Annotated in this window: 15 protein-coding genes; 10 read left to right on the forward strand and 5 right to left on the reverse strand. The window is 71.4% G+C overall.

What is annotated here, in order from left to right; translation table 11 throughout:
* Nucleotides 1–2: 2 nt before the first annotated feature.
* Nucleotides 3–464, forward strand: a complete 462-nt coding sequence (locus ACFWFZ_RS08750; protein ID WP_387118616.1) for a GatB/YqeY domain-containing protein — start codon at nucleotides 3–5, stop codon at nucleotides 462–464.
* Nucleotides 465–541: 77 nt separating this feature from the next.
* On the opposite strand, the gene ACFWFZ_RS08755 is transcribed toward ACFWFZ_RS08750, so the two are convergent.
* A complete protein-coding gene (locus tag ACFWFZ_RS08755; protein WP_387118619.1) occupies nucleotides 542–2,836 on the reverse strand; it encodes a transglycosylase domain-containing protein in 2,295 nt (764 codons plus the stop codon).
* Between the two features lie 384 nt (nucleotides 2,837–3,220).
* Between ACFWFZ_RS08755 and ACFWFZ_RS08760 the strand changes: the two genes are divergently transcribed.
* The gene (locus ACFWFZ_RS08760; protein WP_181382488.1) at nucleotides 3,221–3,571 is read left to right on the forward strand and encodes a WhiB family transcriptional regulator; all 351 of its coding nucleotides are present in this window, start codon (nucleotides 3,221–3,223) and stop codon (nucleotides 3,569–3,571) included.
* Nucleotides 3,572–3,601: 30 nt separating this feature from the next.
* Here the strand turns inward: ACFWFZ_RS08760 and ACFWFZ_RS08765 are convergent, their stop codons facing one another.
* Both ACFWFZ_RS08765 and ACFWFZ_RS08770 read right to left on the reverse strand, forming a co-directional pair.
* A complete protein-coding gene (locus ACFWFZ_RS08765) occupies nucleotides 3,602–4,897 on the reverse strand; it encodes an ArsA family ATPase (RefSeq protein WP_387118622.1) in 1,296 nt (431 codons plus the stop codon).
* Nucleotides 4,894–5,874: an ArsA family ATPase gene (locus ACFWFZ_RS08770; RefSeq protein WP_387118625.1), complete on the reverse strand. Its 981-nt coding sequence runs from the start codon at nucleotides 5,872–5,874 to the stop codon at nucleotides 4,894–4,896. Before ACFWFZ_RS08770 ends, ACFWFZ_RS08765 begins: the two co-directional genes overlap by 4 nt.
* Nucleotides 5,875–5,946: 72 nt before the next feature.
* Here ACFWFZ_RS08770 and ACFWFZ_RS08775 point away from each other — a divergent pair, with 72 nt between their 5' ends.
* From ACFWFZ_RS08775 to ACFWFZ_RS08795, 5 genes are all read left to right on the forward strand, one after another.
* Nucleotides 5,947–6,108 (forward strand): DUF4177 domain-containing protein, encoded by a 162-nt coding sequence (locus ACFWFZ_RS08775; protein ID WP_007264966.1) that lies wholly within the window; start codon nucleotides 5,947–5,949, stop codon nucleotides 6,106–6,108.
* Nucleotides 6,105–6,578, forward strand: a complete 474-nt coding sequence (locus ACFWFZ_RS08780; RefSeq protein WP_387118628.1) for a RidA family protein — start codon at nucleotides 6,105–6,107, stop codon at nucleotides 6,576–6,578. The genes ACFWFZ_RS08775 and ACFWFZ_RS08780 overlap by 4 nt, the downstream gene beginning before the upstream one ends.
* A 240-nt stretch (nucleotides 6,579–6,818) precedes the next feature.
* A complete protein-coding gene (locus ACFWFZ_RS08785) occupies nucleotides 6,819–7,718 on the forward strand; it encodes an NUDIX hydrolase (RefSeq protein WP_387118631.1) in 900 nt (299 codons plus the stop codon).
* The gene (locus tag ACFWFZ_RS08790) at nucleotides 7,715–8,560 is read left to right on the forward strand and encodes an MBL fold metallo-hydrolase (protein ID WP_387118633.1); all 846 of its coding nucleotides are present in this window, start codon (nucleotides 7,715–7,717) and stop codon (nucleotides 8,558–8,560) included. Before ACFWFZ_RS08785 ends, ACFWFZ_RS08790 begins: the two co-directional genes overlap by 4 nt.
* On the forward strand, nucleotides 8,557–8,859 hold the full coding sequence (locus ACFWFZ_RS08795) for a hypothetical protein (RefSeq protein ID WP_387118636.1): 303 nt from the start codon (nucleotides 8,557–8,559) through the stop codon (nucleotides 8,857–8,859). Before ACFWFZ_RS08790 ends, ACFWFZ_RS08795 begins: the two co-directional genes overlap by 4 nt.
* On the opposite strand, the gene ACFWFZ_RS08800 is transcribed toward ACFWFZ_RS08795, so the two are convergent.
* Together ACFWFZ_RS08800 and ACFWFZ_RS08805 are read right to left on the reverse strand one after the other, a co-directional pair.
* On the reverse strand, nucleotides 8,840–9,706 hold the full coding sequence (locus tag ACFWFZ_RS08800) for a nucleotidyltransferase (protein ID WP_387118638.1): 867 nt from the start codon (nucleotides 9,704–9,706) through the stop codon (nucleotides 8,840–8,842). The two genes, ACFWFZ_RS08795 and ACFWFZ_RS08800, sit on opposite strands and share 20 nt — an antisense overlap.
* Before the next feature lie 136 nt (nucleotides 9,707–9,842).
* A complete protein-coding gene (locus ACFWFZ_RS08805) occupies nucleotides 9,843–10,517 on the reverse strand; it encodes a Crp/Fnr family transcriptional regulator (protein WP_003981529.1) in 675 nt (224 codons plus the stop codon).
* Nucleotides 10,518–10,766: 249 nt separating this feature from the next.
* On the opposite strand from ACFWFZ_RS08805, the gene nth reads away from it, so the two are divergent.
* The 3 genes from nth (at nucleotide 10,767) to ACFWFZ_RS08820 (ending at nucleotide 13,683) form a co-directional block, all read left to right on the forward strand.
* Nucleotides 10,767–11,657: an endonuclease III gene (gene nth / locus ACFWFZ_RS08810; protein ID WP_387118641.1), complete on the forward strand. Its 891-nt coding sequence runs from the start codon at nucleotides 10,767–10,769 to the stop codon at nucleotides 11,655–11,657.
* 87 nt (nucleotides 11,658–11,744) lie between these two features.
* On the forward strand, nucleotides 11,745–12,467 hold the full coding sequence (locus tag ACFWFZ_RS08815) for an NUDIX hydrolase (protein ID WP_387118644.1): 723 nt from the start codon (nucleotides 11,745–11,747) through the stop codon (nucleotides 12,465–12,467).
* A gap of 13 nt (nucleotides 12,468–12,480) precedes the next feature.
* Complete coding sequence (locus tag ACFWFZ_RS08820; protein WP_387118647.1) at nucleotides 12,481–13,683, forward strand: MarP family serine protease; 1,203 nt, start codon at nucleotides 12,481–12,483, stop codon at nucleotides 13,681–13,683.
* Nucleotides 13,684–13,914 lie beyond the last annotated feature (231 nt).

The following is a 13,914-nucleotide window of genomic DNA, read 5'->3' on the forward strand; positions in this document are numbered from 1 at the left end:
GCATGACCACGCTCAAGGCCAAGCTCCAGGAAGACCTCACGACCGCCATCAGGGCGCGCGACGAGCTGCACTCGTCCACGCTCCGCCTGACCCTCGCCGCCATCACCAAGGAGGAGGTCGCGGGCAAGGAGGCCCGTGTGCTCTCCGACGAGGAGGTCCTCAAGGTGATCGCCAAGGAGGCGAAGAAGCGCCGCGAGGCCGCGGACGCCTTCGCCCAGGGCGGTCGTCCCGAGCAGGCAGCGCGCGAGACCGCCGAGGGCGAGTTCCTGGATACCTACCTGCCCAGGCAGCTCTCCGACGAGGAGCTCGCCGGGATCGTGGCGGAGGCCGTCGAGGAGGCCCGGTCGGCGGGTGCCGAGGGGCCGCGGGCCATGGGCGCCGTCATGAAGATCGTGACCCCGAAGGTCGCCGGGCTGGCGGAGGGCGGGCGTGTCGCCGCCGCCGTGAAGAAGGCGCTCTCGTAGGACGCGGACAGTCGAAAGGGAGGGCCCAGCCGGATCCGGCTGGGCCCTCCCTCGTGCTGTCGCCGCTTACGGCCCCGTTACGGGCCCTGGCTGTCGCGGCCGCCGATCACGGTGCCCGGATCGATGGTGATGCCGGGGAACGGAGTGTCGGCTCCGCCGGTACCGCCGCCCGTGGCGCCGCCGCCGCCCGTCTGGCCTGCGGTCTGGCCGCCCGGCCGCCCGCCGGGCTTGCTGTCGCCGCCGGGCTTGCCGGGCCGGCTCGGGTTGGTGGACGGCTTGTTGCCGCGGGAGCCGCCGGAGGGGACGCTCGGTTCGGCGATGTGGACCGTGGCGAAGCGCAGGGCCTCGCGGCCGGACAGCGCGCCCGTGATCGCGTCCTTCCAGATCGGGCCGGGCAGGCCGCCGCCGAAGACCTTGTCGTAGGACTTGCCGCCGATCACGATGTTCTCCATCGTGATCTTCTTCGCGCCGCCCGAGCCGACCCACACCGCGCCGGAGATGTTCGGGGTGTAGCCCACGAACCAGGCGTTGTAGCGGGAGTCCGTCGTACCGGTCTTGCCCGCGCTGTCGCGGTCGGTCAGGCCGGCCCGCTCACCGGTGCCGGAGTCGACCACACCGCTCAGCAGGGTGTTGATCGTGTCGGCGGTGTTCTGCGACATCGCCCGCTCGCACTTGCTCTTCGGCACGGCCAGTGCCTTGCCGTGCGCGTCGGTGATCGACTCGATGGCGATGGGGGTGCAGTGGACGCCGCGGTTGGCGAAGGCCGCGTACGCGTTGGCCATCGTCAGCGGGGACATCTCCTCCGAGCCGAGCGCGATGGCGGGGCCGTCGGCCAGCTTCGCGCCGCTCGCCGGGACCACACTGAGCTTCTGCGCCATCTCCGACACCGGGCACAGCCCGATCTCGGAGATCATCTCGACGAAGTAGGTGTTGATCGACTTCTCCATCGCCGTACGCAGCGCGTAGGGGCCGACCTCGTCCTCGGTCTCGTTCTCCGCGGACTCCTTCTTGGTGTTGACGTACTGCGTGCCGTCGCAGCGGGAGATCGGGCTCGGGTAGTCCATCTTGTTCGGGGCCCCGTAGACCTTCGTCGGCGGCATGCCCCGCTCCAGGGCGGCGGCGGCGATGAACGGCTTGAAGGTCGAACCGACCTGGAAGCCGAAGTTCGAGCCGCCCATCCGCTTGTCCACGGAGTAGTTGATCGTGGTCTCGTTCTTCTCGAAGCCGTACGGCTTGGACTGGCCCATCGCCAGCACCCGTCCGGTGCCCGGCTGGACCATGGTCACAGCCGTCGCGATGGAGTCCTCCTGGTAGACGTGGTCCTTGATCGACTCGTTGGCCGCGTCCTGCGACTGCGGGTCCAGGGTCGTGCGTACGGTCAGGCCGCCCTTGTTCCAGACCTTCGCCCGCTCCTCGCGCGTCTTGCCGAAGACCGGGTCGGTCAGGAAGGTGTTGCGCACGTAGTCGCAGAAGAAGCCCGCGCCCTTGACCGCCGTGATGCAGCCGTTCTTGGGCCTGGTGACCTTCAGGGTGACCGGCTTGGCCTTCGCCGCGTCGGCCTCCGCCTGGGAGACGTCCCTGGTGTCGGCCATCCGCTGGAGGACGACGTTGCGGCGCTTGGTCGCCTCCTGGTTGTCGTTCACCGGGTCGTAGCGGCTCGGCGACTGCACGACGCCCGCCAGCAGCGCGGACTCTTCCAGGGTGAGGTCCTTGGCGGGCTTGCTGAAGTAGCGCTGGGCCGCGGACTCGATGCCGTAGGCCTGCTGACCGAAGTACGTGATGTTGAGGTAGTTCTCGAGGATCTTCTTCTTCCCGAGCTCCTCCTCGACCTGGATCGAGTACTTCAACTCGCGGATCTTGCGGCCGAGGCTCTTCTCCTGGGCCTCGCGCACCTTGGTCTCGTCGTCGCCGGCCTCTTCGACGAACACGTTCTTCACGTACTGCTGGGTGAGCGTGGACGCGCCCTGCGCCGCGCCGCCCTCCTGCGCGTTGCGGTTGACCGCGCGCAGGATGCCCTTGAGGTCGACCGCGCCGTGCTCGTAGAAACGCGAGTCCTCGATCGCGACGATCGCCTTCTGCATGTACGGGGAGATCGACGTGAGCGGGACCACCTGCCGGTCGCGCGAATAGACGGTGGCGATCAGGCCACCCTCGGCGTCCAGAATCGTGGTCCGCTGGCTCAGCGGTGGAGTCTTGAGATTGGCCGGGATCTCGTCGAATCCCTCGACCGTGCCCTTGGCGGCCAGTCCCAGGGCGCCTGCAGCCGGAATCGCCATGCCCGCCAGCACAACTCCGGAGAGAACGGACACCCCGAGGAACTTGGCGGCCTGCTGACTCCCGGTGAGCCCGCCGCCCGAGCGCTTCTTTCCCATGGGGGCAGCCTACGTTCTGATTCGCCGGACACACGCGAATGCCTTGGCCTAAGCTGTCCCCAACTGTCACAGCAGTCCGGTGCGACATCAACCCCTCGGCTTGATTTTCACCCTTCCCGAATGGGGTGGACAGATGTCCGAATCTTGCCGCCTCGGCGAACTCGATCTGCCGATTGCACCCGAATCGTCGGAATGGTCGGGCATGTCGCCGGATCACTCCGTCGGGTGATCTGCCGCTTACCCATAGTCCGTTCGGACCATTCAAGATTGGGCCCGTCGGGGGTGTTGCACTGTGCCCGCCTTCCGTAACGTCCTCAACTGGCAGCGGTGAATATGCCGCTACCGCCGTGGGGGAGCCTCGATTCGGGAGAGGACGGCGCCGGGATGGGCTGGGTTACCGACTGGAGTGCGCAGGCAGCCTGCCGCACTACCGATCCGGATGAACTGTTCGTTCAAGGAGCGGCACAGAACAGGGCCAAGGCGGTGTGCACCGGATGTCCGGTGCGGACCGAATGCCTGGCCGACGCGCTCGACAATCGCGTCGAGTTCGGCGTGTGGGGCGGAATGACCGAGCGGGAACGACGTGCGCTGCTGCGCCGGCGTCCCACCGTCACCTCGTGGCGACGGCTGCTCGAAACCGCCCGTACGGAGTACGAGCGCAGCACGGGCATCCTCACCATGGATGCAGACGCGGAGATCGACGTTGCGTACGAGACGTACGCGGCAGCCGGGTAGACCACGCGGCCGCCACCTTCGTACGAACGCCTACGCTCCGGCCGGCACCCCGGCCGCGAGTCGTTCTCCGATGGCCCGCAGCCCGGCGAGGTCGTGCACATCGCCGGGCAGGGCGGCCACTTCGGCCACCGCCACCTCGGGGTGAAGCGAGGTGAAGCGATCACGCGTGCGCTGCTCACGCGCGATCACCTGCATCCGTTCGGCGTGCAGGCGCAGCAGGCCTGCCGTGATCCGGTCGACGGCCGTGGTGTCGTCATCGGCGCCGGGGGGTTCGGCGGCCGTGTCACGAAGTCCAGCTTTCCCGGTCTGATGATCGACAATGCCCCCTTCTTCAAGATTCTCCGCGGCGGCCAACGCCCGTTCGGCGGACAGCTGGTCGGCGCCGCTGCCATGCACCCGGTTGAGCACCAGACCGGCCAGCGGCATGCGCTCCGCGGCCAGCCGCTCCACGAAGTACGCCGCCTCGCGCAGGGCGTCCGGTTCTGGCGCGGCGACCACCAGGAAGGCCGTACCGGGTGCCTGGAGCAGCCGGAAGGTCGCGTCGGCGCGGGTGCGGAAGCCGCCGAACATCGTGTCCATCGCCGCCACGAAGGTCTGTACGTCCTTCAGCAGGGAAGCCCCCATCAGCTTGCTGAGGGTGCCGGTCATCATCGACATGCCGACGTTCAGGAACTTCATCCCTGCCCTGCCGCCGACCTTCGCCGGAGCCATCAGCACCCGGATGAACTTCCCGTCCAGGAAGGACCCCAGGCGCTTCGGCGCGTCCAGGAAGTCCAGCGCCGACCGGCTCGGCGGGGTGTCCACGATGATCAGGTCCCAGTCGTCCCGGGCCCGCAGCTGCCCGAGCTTCTCCATCGCCATGTACTCCTGCGTGCCCGCGAAGCCCGCCGACAGCGACTGGTAGAAGGGGTTGGCGAGGATGGCCCGGGCGCGCTCGGCGTCCGTGTGCGCTTCGACGATCTCGTCGAAGGTGCGCTTCATGTCCAGCATCATGGCGTGCAGTTCGCCGCCGTCTCCCCCGATGCCGTCCCCGCCGTCCCCGCCGACGGTCGCGACCTTGCGCGGGGTGTTGTCCAGCGAGTCGATGCCCATCGACTGCGCGAGCCGCCGCGCCGGGTCGATGGTCAGCACGACCGCCTTCCGCCCCCGCGCGGCCGCCCGTACGCCCAGGGCCGCGGCCGTGGTGGTCTTGCCGACGCCGCCCGCACCGCAGCACACGATGATGCGGGTCTCGCGGTCGTCCAGCAGCCGGTCGACCGCCAGCCGCGGCGGAGTGTCCAGGCCCACCGTGTCCACCCCCTCGCGTCCCTCGTGTCCCTTGCTCATTCGGCCACCGACTGCTTCCGGAGTTCCTTGGCCAGCTCGTACAGCCCGGCCAGATCCATCCCCGCCCCGAGCAGGGGCAGTTCGTACGTCGGCAGGTCCAGGCCCGCCAGTACGGCGCGCTGCGCGCGCTCCAGCTCCACCCGGCCCGCGTGCTCGGCGGCCTGCGCGAGCAGCGGCTCGACCAGCCGCTCGGCCAGTCCGCCGCGGCGCGCGCCGCCCAGGCCCGCCCGGGACAGCGCCTTCGCGACCCCGGGGCGGTGGTCCTCGGCCGCGGTGCGCAGGGTGTCCTCGTCGAGGTGGTGCGGGCGGACCATGTTGACGACGACGCGGCCGACCGGCAGCCCTGCCTCCCGCAATTCCTCGATGCCGTCCGCGGTCTCCTGGACGGGCATCTCTTCCAGGAGGGTGACCAGGTGCACCGCCGTCTCGGGGGACTTGAGCACCTTCATGACGGCCTGCGCCTGGTTGTGGATCGGGCCGAACCGGGCCAGGCCCGCCACCTCGTCGTTGACGTTCAGGAACCGGGTGATGCGCCCGGTCGGCGGCGCGTCCATGATCACGTGGTCGTAGACGTACCGGCCGGCCTTGTCCTTGCGGCGCACCGCCTCGCACGCCTTGCCGGTCAGCAGCACGTCGCGCAGCCCCGGGGCGATGGTCGTCGCGAAGTCGATCGCGCCGAGCTTCTTGAGCGCGCGTCCGGCAGAGCCGAGCTTGTAGAACATCTGGAGGTAGTCCAGCAGCGCCCGTTCGGCGTCGATGGCGAGCGCGAAGACCTCGCCCCCGCCGGGTGCCACCGCGATCTTCCGCTCCTCGTAGGGGAGCGCCTCGGCGCCGAAGAGCTGCGCGAGCCCCTGCCTGCCCTCGACCTCCACGAGAAGAGTCCGTCTGCCCTCGCGTGCGAGGGCAAGCGCGAGTGCCGCGGCGACCGTGGTCTTGCCGGTGCCGCCCTTGCCGCTGACCACCTGAAGCCTGCTCACATCGCCCGAGCCTAACCACTCGGCTCCCGGGGCGCGCATGACCCCCGCATCTCAGGCACTACCCTCGCTCCCATGACCAAGAAGTTCGAATACGCGACGGTCCCCCTGCTGGTCCACGCCACCAAGCAGATCCTGGACACCTGGGGCGAGGACGGCTGGGAGCTCGTCCAGGTCGTGCCCGGCCCGAACAACCCCGAGCAGCTCGTGGCCTACCTCAAGCGGGAGAAGGCATGAGCGGCGTCGTCGACGCGAAGCTGGCCGAGCTCGGCCTGACCCTGCCCGAGGTCGTCCCGCCGCTGGCCACGTACCAGCCGGCCGTGCGGTCGGGTGCCTACGTCTACACCGCGGGCCAGCTCCCGATGGTCAAGGGCAGCATGCCGGTCACCGGCAAGGTCGGCGCCGAGGTCTCGCCGGAGCAGGCCAAGGAACTGGCCGCCACCTGCGCGCTGAACGCCCTGGCCGCCGTCAAGTCGGTCGTCGGTGACCTCGACAAGATCGCACGTGTCGTGAAGGTCGTCGGCTTCGTCGCCTCGGCCCCCGACTTCACGGGTCAGCCGGGCGTGCTGAACGGCGCGAGCGAGCTGCTCGGCGCCGTCCTCGGCGAGAAGGGCGTGCACGCCCGCAGCGCGGTCGGCGTGACGGTCCTGCCGCTCGACGCGCCCGTCGAGGTCGAGATCCAGGTCGAGCTGGTCGCCGGAGCCTGACCCGCGCGGGGAGCGGTACGGGCGCGGGGCGCTGCCCCCAGGGCTTCGCCCCGGCCCCGTCCCGCTCCCCGTCGCGGGAGCCGAGGCGGCCCGGGGCTGCGCCCCCGGGCCCGGCAGGCGCACCCCGGCTCGCTGTCCTGCCCGATCGGGGGACCGTACGGCTCCCCGGAGGTGCCCGCCGCGTGGCGGGCACCGGGTGGGGCCCTCGAACATCGGGCCGGATGGCCGTAGCATCCGGCCATGCCGAATGGTCAGCAGCAGCCCCCCGCCGGGGGCCAGTGGTACCCGCCCGAGTGGCCCGACCGCATCCGCGCGCTCGCGGACGGCTCGCTCACCCCGGTGCAGCCGCGGCTCGCCGCCACTGTGATGCTCCTGCGCGACACCCCGGACGGGCCCGTCGTCCACATGCTGCGCAGGAGGGCCTCCATGGCCTTTGCCGGCGGTGCGTACGCCTACCCGGGCGGCGGGGTCGACCCCCGCGACGAGGAGCACCACGTCGGCTGGGCGGGCCCCTCCCAGGCGGACTGGGCGGCCCGGCTCGGGACCGATCCGCGCACCGCCCAGGCCATCGTGTGCGGCGCCGTACGGGAGACCTTCGAGGAGGCGGGCGTCCTGCTCGCCGGCCCGGCCCCGGACACGGTCGTCGGCGACACCACCGGCGACGACTGGGAGGCGGACCGGCAGGCCCTCGTGGCGCGGGAGCTGTCCTTCGCGGACTTCCTCGAACGCCGCGGCCTGTGGCTGCGCTCCGACCTGCTCGGGGCGTGGGCGCGCTGGATCACCCCCGAGTTCGAGCCGCGCCGCTACGACACCTGGTTCTTCGTCGCCGCCCTCCCCGAGGGCCAGCGCACCCGCAACGCCTCCACCGAGGCCGACCGGACCGTCTGGATCCGCCCGGCCGACGCGGCCGGCGGCTACGACAAGGGCGAGCTGCTGATGATGCCGCCCACCATCTCCACCCTGCGCTCCCTGGAGCCGTACGGGAGCGCCGCGGACGCGCTCACCGCGGCCGCCGCCCAGGACCTCGCCCCGGTGCTGGCCCAGGCCGCGCTGGAGGGCGGCGAGGTGGTGCTCAGCTGGCCCGGCCACGACGAGTTCACCAAGCGCGTCCGCCTCGGCCGCCCCGGAGGCCCCGCATGAGCGACGCCGTCGCCCTGCCGGGACAGCCCCGCGGGTTCGTCACCTCCGGGCCGGCGACCGCCCGCGCGGTGAACGTACTGGCCCCCAACGCCTCCGCGATGACCCTGGACGGCACCAACACCTGGCTGGTGTCCGAGCCCGGCTCGGACCTCGCCGTCGTCATCGACCCGGGCCCGCTGGACGAGGCACACCTGCGGGCGGTCATCGCCACCGCCGAGGAGGCGGGCAAGCGGGTCGCGCTCACCCTGCTCACCCACGGCCACCCGGACCACGCGGAGGGCGCCGGCCGCTTCGCCGAACTCACCGGCACCAAGGTCCGCGCGCTGGACCCGGCCCTGCGCCTCGGCGACGAGGGCCTGGCCGCCGGGGAAGTGATCCGGACCGGCGGGCTGGAGCTGCGCGTGGTCCCGACCCCGGGGCACACCAGCGACTCGCTCTGCTTCCACCTGCCGGCCGACCGGGCGGTGCTGACCGGCGACACCGTCCTCGGCCGCGGCACCACGGTGGTCGCGCACCCCGACGGCCGCCTCGGCGACTATCTGGACTCCCTGCGCCGCCTGCGCTCGCTCACCGTGGACGACGGGGTGCACACGGTCCTGCCGGGGCACGGGCCGGTCCTGGAGGACGCACAGGGCGCCGTCGAGTACTACCTCGCCCATCGGGCGCACCGGCTGGCGCAGGTCGAGACGGCTGTCGAGAACGGCTTCACCAGCCCCGAGGCGGTCGTCGCCCAGGTGTACGCGGACGTGGACCGCTCCCTGTGGCCGGCGGCGCTGTGGTCCGTACGGGCTCAGCTCGAGTACCTTCAAGATCACGGACTGATCCCCGGAGGGCCCGAATGAACACTGTGTTCCTGCTCGTGATGCTCATAGGCACGGCCGGGTGGATCACCTCGACGGTGTCGCTGCGCCTGAAGAGCCTCCAGACGCAGGCGGACCGGGCGGAGCGCCGCCTGGCGCTTGTGCTGGACCACCTGGGCATCGAGGAGCCGGAGCCGGCGGGCATGGACGAGGTGCGGGCCCTGGTCCGGGAGGACCGGCCGATCTCGGCGATCAAGAGCTACCGCCGCATCACCGGCGCGGGCCTGGCGGAGGCCAAGCTGGCCGTCGAGGCCCTCGCCGTCACCGAGAAGAAGGACTAGAGGCGTCCGGCGGGGCGTCCGGCGAGGCGTGGGGCGCGGCAGGAGGCCGGCGGCGCGTCTTCGTGCCGTGGCGCGCCGTGTACTCGTCCGCGAGCCACGGCCCCAGGTCCTCGACGTAACCGCCCGGCACGGCCGGGTCCTCGACCGGATCCAGCGCCACCGCGGCAGCGGCCCGCATCTGGGCGGCGCGCTGCGGGTAGTAGGCGCCGAAGACCTCCGCGGACTCGGTCAGATCGCCGGTCCAGCCGCCCCACCGCGGCATGACCAGGGTGAATCCCGTGCGGACCAGGCGCCGGGCGAAGAGGCGGCTCAGCCGCCGGTACTCCTCCGGGGCCGAGGCCTCCCGGAGCCGCCTGCGCCACTCGGGCAGGAGCGCGGCGAGGTCGCCGTTGGTCTCACGGGCGAGCAGGCTGTCCGGGCGGTAGCGCGGCAGGTGCTCGGCCAGGTCCGCGCCGAGCAGCGGGGTGCACAGGCAGGCGAGGAACCAGCCCAGGTCGAATCGTTCCTCCTCGCTCAGCACGGCGTCCTTGTCGTGGAGCAGGACCGCGACCCCGTCGATCTGCTCGAAGTCCTCGTCGAGACCGCGCGCGAGGACCTCGGCGGTGTCGCGGTCGTCGTCCGAGGGCGCATGGTGCAGGACGAGCAGCAGGCCGAGGTCGGAGCGCCCGGGCCGGGCCGTCCCGCGCGGCACGGAGCCGTACAGGTACGCGCTGTGCAGCCGTCGCCCGTACGCCTCGGCCGTGCGCTCGCGCGCGGCGGCCACGACCTCGCGGAACTCGCCCCGCACCTGTCCGAGGGAGCCCTCCCGCTCGAAGTACCCGTACGCGTCCAGACCCCTGCGCTCCATGCTTCCACTGTGCACAGGCCGGCCCCGTCGGCGTACGAGGCGCGGGGGACGCGGCCCCGCCGACGGGCGCGCGGCGGGCACGCAGAAGGGCCCTGCCCGGTGCGGACAGGACCCTTCTGGCGGGGTGCCGAAGACGTCAGCGTGAGCGCTTCGCGAGGCGCTCCACATCCAGCAGGATCACCGCGCGCGCTTCCAGGCGGAGCCAGCCGCGGCCCGCGAAGTCGGCCAGGGCCTTGTTCACGGTCTCGCGCGAGGCGCCCACGAGCTGTGCGAGCTCTTCCTGCGTGAGGTCGTGCACCACGTGGATGCCCTCCTCCGACTGCACGCCGAAGCGGCGCGACAGGTCGAGGAGCGCCCGCGCCACGCGGCCGGGAACGTCGGAGAAGACCAGGTCGGACATCTGGTCGTTGGTCTTGCGCAGGCGCCGGGCGACGGCGCGCAGCAGCGCGGTCGCGACCTCGGGCCGGGCGTTCAGCCACGGCTGGAGGTCGCCGTGGCCGAGGCCGAGCAGCTTGACCTCGGTCAGCGCGGTGGCGGTGGCGGTGCGCGGGCCCGGGTCGAAGAGCGACAGCTCGCCGATCAGCTCGCCGGGGCCGAGGACGGCCAGCATGTTCTCGCGGCCGTCGGGGGAGGTGCGGTGCAGCTTCACCTTGCCCTCGGTCACGACATACAGCCGGTCGCCGGGGTCGCCCTCGTGGAACAGGGCGTCACCGCGTGCGAGGGTCACCTCGCCCATGGAGGCGCGGAGCTCCGCGGCCTGCTCGTCATCGAGCGCCGCGAAGAGCGGGGCGCGCCGCAGAACGTCGTCCACGAGTCTCTCTCCTATGTCGACCAGCTCAGGGGACCGCTCCCCATTTTGCCGGACGGCTCAAACAGTGCGATCAATCACAAGGATGCCGGACGGACGGGCGTGCTGTGCGGCGAGAGGCCAATCGGAGTGGTGTTACCTGAGGTCCGGGCGGGTGTCAGCGCCCGGCCTTAGGCTGGCCGGGTGTCCAATAAGCCGGTGAGAGCACAGGCCAAGGGGTCCGCAGGAGTGACGGACGCCCAAAATTCAGCCGTGGGCGAACAAGCGCCTTCGAAGGTGCCCCCGAAGGCCGCGACCGCCCCTCAGGGCAAAGTTTCGGCCAAGAAACCGACGTCGGCCAAGCCGGAATCCCGCCTGGCCATGGTGCGCCGGGCGCGCCGCATCAACCGGGAGCTGGCCGAGACCTACCCGTACGCCCATCCGGAGCTCGACTTCCGCAATCCCTTCGAGCTCCTCGTCGCGACGGTGCTGTCCGCGCAGACCACCGACCTTCGGGTGAACCAGACGACCCCGGCCCTCTTCGCGGCCTATCCGACCCCCGAGGACATGGCCGCGGCCGTCCCCGAGGATCTGGAGGAGCTCATCCGCCCGACCGGGTTCTTCCGGATGAAGGCCCGGTCGCTGATGGGCCTGTCGCAGGCGCTGCGGGACGAGTACGGCGGGGAGGTGCCGGGCCGGCTGGAGGACCTGGTGAAGCTGCCGGGCGTAGGCCGCAAGACCGCCAACGTGGTCCTCGGCAACGCGTTCGGCGTTCCCGGGATCACCGTGGACACCCACTTCGGCCGGCTGGTGCGCCGCTGGAAGTGGACCGAGCAGGAGGACCCGGAGAAGGTCGAGGCGGAGATCTGCGCGATCTTCCCGAAGAGCGAGTGGACGATGCTCTCGCACCGGGTCGTCTTCCACGGCCGCCGCATCTGCCACGCCCGCAAGCCCGCCTGCGGGGCCTGCCCGATCGCCCCGCTCTGCCCGGCGTACGGGGAGGGCGAGACGGACCCGGAGAAGGCGAAGAAGCTGCTCAAGTACGAGAAGGGCGGCCAGCCGGGCCAGCGGCTGAGCCCGCCCCCGGACTACCCGGGCCTGCCGGCCCCGCCGTTGGGCGCGGGCGCCGTGCAGGAGGCGCGGGAGTCGTCGCGGGAGTCCTAGGCGGGAGTCCTAGGAACGATTCGGTACCCGGACCGCGTTTGCGGTGTGGGAGACGCTGTTGACAGTAGAACGCGGACAGAGGTGCCTATGACGCGCGGTACACGGGACGAGGCCGGAGTCACTGCGGGAGTGCGCGAGGGGGGCGGCCCGGCCGTCACCACCGCCGGACTGCCCGACTGGCTCGATCCCGTCGTCCAGGCCGTCCGGACCGTGGAGCCGCGGCAGCTGAGCCGGTTCCTGCCGCCCGAGGACGGGCGGGGACGGCAGTCCGCCGTCCTCATCCTCTTCGGCGAGGGCGTCCGGGGCCCGGAGCTGCTGCTGATGGAGCGCGCCGGCACCCTCCGCTCGCACGCGGGCCAGCCGTCCTTCCCGGGCGGCGCGCTGGACCCGCAGGACGGGGATCCGCAGACCACCGGCCCGCTGTCGGCCGCGCTGCGGGAGGCCGAGGAGGAAACGGGACTTGATCCTTCCGGTGTTCAGCTCTTCGGGGTGCTGCCCCGGCTCTACATCCCGGTCAGCGAGTTCGTCGTGACCCCGGTCCTGGGCTGGTGGCACACCCCGAGCCCCGTCGGCGCCGTGGACCTGGCCGAGACGGCCCGGGTGTTCACGGTTCCGGTGGCCGATCTCACTGATCCCGAACACCGGGTCACGACCGTCCACCCGCGGGGCCACCTGGGGCCCGGTTTCACCGTCGAATCGGCCCTCGTCTGGGGTTTCACAGCAGGAGTGATCGACCGGATCCTGCACTTCGCCGGCTGGGAACGTCCGTGGGACCGATCACGCCAGGTCCCGCTCGACTGGCACGCGTGAGACGGTGGCCCACGTGAACGTGCTGGACATCCTGTTGCTGCTCGCCGCCGTGTGGTTCGCGATCGTCGGCTACCGCCAGGGCTTCGTCGTCGGCATCCTGTCGGTGATCGGCTTCCTGGGCGGTGGCCTCATCGCGGTGTCCCTGCTCCCGCTGGTCTGGGACCGAATGACCGACGACGGCACCCAGGTGTCCACCACGGTCGTCGTCATCACCGTGGTCGCGATCATCGTCTGCGCCTCGATCGGCCAGGCCCTGACCACCCACCTCGGAAGCAGACTCCGGCGCCAGATCACGTGGTCGCCGGCGCGCGCGCTCGACGCCACCGGCGGCGCCCTGGTCAACGTCGTCGCGATGCTGCTCGTGGCCTGGATGATCGGACTCCTGCTCGCCCAGACCTCGCTGCCCTCGGTGGCCAGGGAAGTCCGCAACTCCAAGGTGCTCCTCGGGGTGTCACAGGTCCTTCCCCACCAGGCCGAGGGCTGGTTCTCGGACTTCTCCTCGGCCCTTGAACGCAACGGCTTCCCGCAGGTGTTCAGCCCGTTCTCCAACGAGCCCATCACCGAGGTGAGGGCGCCCGACCCGGCGCTCGCCACCAGCCCCGTCGCGGACGTGGCCAAGCGCTCGATCGTGAAGGTCGTCGGTACGGCGCCCAGCTGCAGCAAGGTGCTGGAGGGCACGGGCTTCGTCTTCGCGCCCGGCAAGGTCATGACCAACGCGCACGTCGTCGGCGGCGTCAGCGAGCCGACCGTGCAGATCGGCGGCGAGGGCAAGCTCTACGACGGCAAGGTCGTGCTCTACGACTGGGAGCGCGACATCGCCGTCCTGGACGTGCCCAAGCTGAAGGCACCGCCGCTGGAGTTCACCGACAAGGACGCTGCGAGCGGGAGCGACGCGATCGTCGCCGGCTTCCCGGAGAACGGCGCGTACGACGTCCGCTCGGCCCGCGTCCGCGGCCGGATCAATGCCAACGGACCTGACATCTACCACCGCGGCACTGTCCGACGGGACGTCTACTCACTGTTCGCGACGGTCCGCCAGGGCAACTCCGGCGGCCCGCTGCTCACGCCCGAGGGCAAGGTGTACGGGGTGGTGTTCGCGAAGTCCCTCGACGACCCGAACACCGGCTACGCGCTGACCGTGGACGAGATCAGCGACGACATCCAGAACGGCCGGACCGCCCAGCGCCGGGTCGAGAGCCAGGGCTGCGCCCTCTGAAGCGGCGCCCCCGCCGGGCCCCTACGTCCGTGGATGCCGCAGGCGTGCGGAGACCCATCGGGCCCGGCGGCGCAGGATGCGGGGGATCCCCAGGTGTGGGTCGTGGCCGTGCCGGCCGGCCCTCTCATGCGCGCCCGGCGTAGCGGCCGAGCGGCGTTCGTGCGCGGTGTCACCGTAGTCGTGCGTCCAGCTCATACTCCGTGCTGTGCCCGGGCCCCAAGGTCCGTAACC

Source organism: Streptomyces sp. NPDC060232, assembly GCF_042726555.1.
In the GTDB taxonomy this organism is placed as follows: Bacteria; Actinomycetota; Actinomycetes; order Streptomycetales; family Streptomycetaceae; genus Streptomyces.

Excerpts from the sequence above, each read along its gene's own strand:
- ACFWFZ_RS08765 (WP_387118622.1), bottom strand. The coding sequence starts at position 4,897 with ATGAGCAAGGGACACGAGGGACGCGAGGGGGTGGACACGGTGGGCCTG.
- ACFWFZ_RS08750 (WP_387118616.1), top strand. The coding sequence starts at position 3 with ATGACCACGCTCAAGGCCAAGCTCCAGGAAGACCTCACGACCGCCATC.
- ACFWFZ_RS08760 (WP_181382488.1), top strand. The coding sequence starts at position 3,221 with ATGGGCTGGGTTACCGACTGGAGTGCGCAGGCAGCCTGCCGCACTACC.
- ACFWFZ_RS08785 (WP_387118631.1), top strand. The coding sequence starts at position 6,819 with ATGCCGAATGGTCAGCAGCAGCCCCCCGCCGGGGGCCAGTGGTACCCG.
- ACFWFZ_RS08775 (WP_007264966.1), top strand. The coding sequence starts at position 5,947 with ATGACCAAGAAGTTCGAATACGCGACGGTCCCCCTGCTGGTCCACGCC.
- ACFWFZ_RS08755 (WP_387118619.1), bottom strand. The coding sequence starts at position 2,836 with ATGGGAAAGAAGCGCTCGGGCGGCGGGCTCACCGGGAGTCAGCAGGCC.
- ACFWFZ_RS08815 (WP_387118644.1), top strand. The coding sequence starts at position 11,745 with ATGACGCGCGGTACACGGGACGAGGCCGGAGTCACTGCGGGAGTGCGC.
- ACFWFZ_RS08800 (WP_387118638.1), bottom strand. The coding sequence starts at position 9,706 with ATGGAGCGCAGGGGTCTGGACGCGTACGGGTACTTCGAGCGGGAGGGC.
- ACFWFZ_RS08790 (WP_387118633.1), top strand. The coding sequence starts at position 7,715 with ATGAGCGACGCCGTCGCCCTGCCGGGACAGCCCCGCGGGTTCGTCACC.
- ACFWFZ_RS08795 (WP_387118636.1), top strand. The coding sequence starts at position 8,557 with ATGAACACTGTGTTCCTGCTCGTGATGCTCATAGGCACGGCCGGGTGG.
- ACFWFZ_RS08780 (WP_387118628.1), top strand. The coding sequence starts at position 6,105 with ATGAGCGGCGTCGTCGACGCGAAGCTGGCCGAGCTCGGCCTGACCCTG.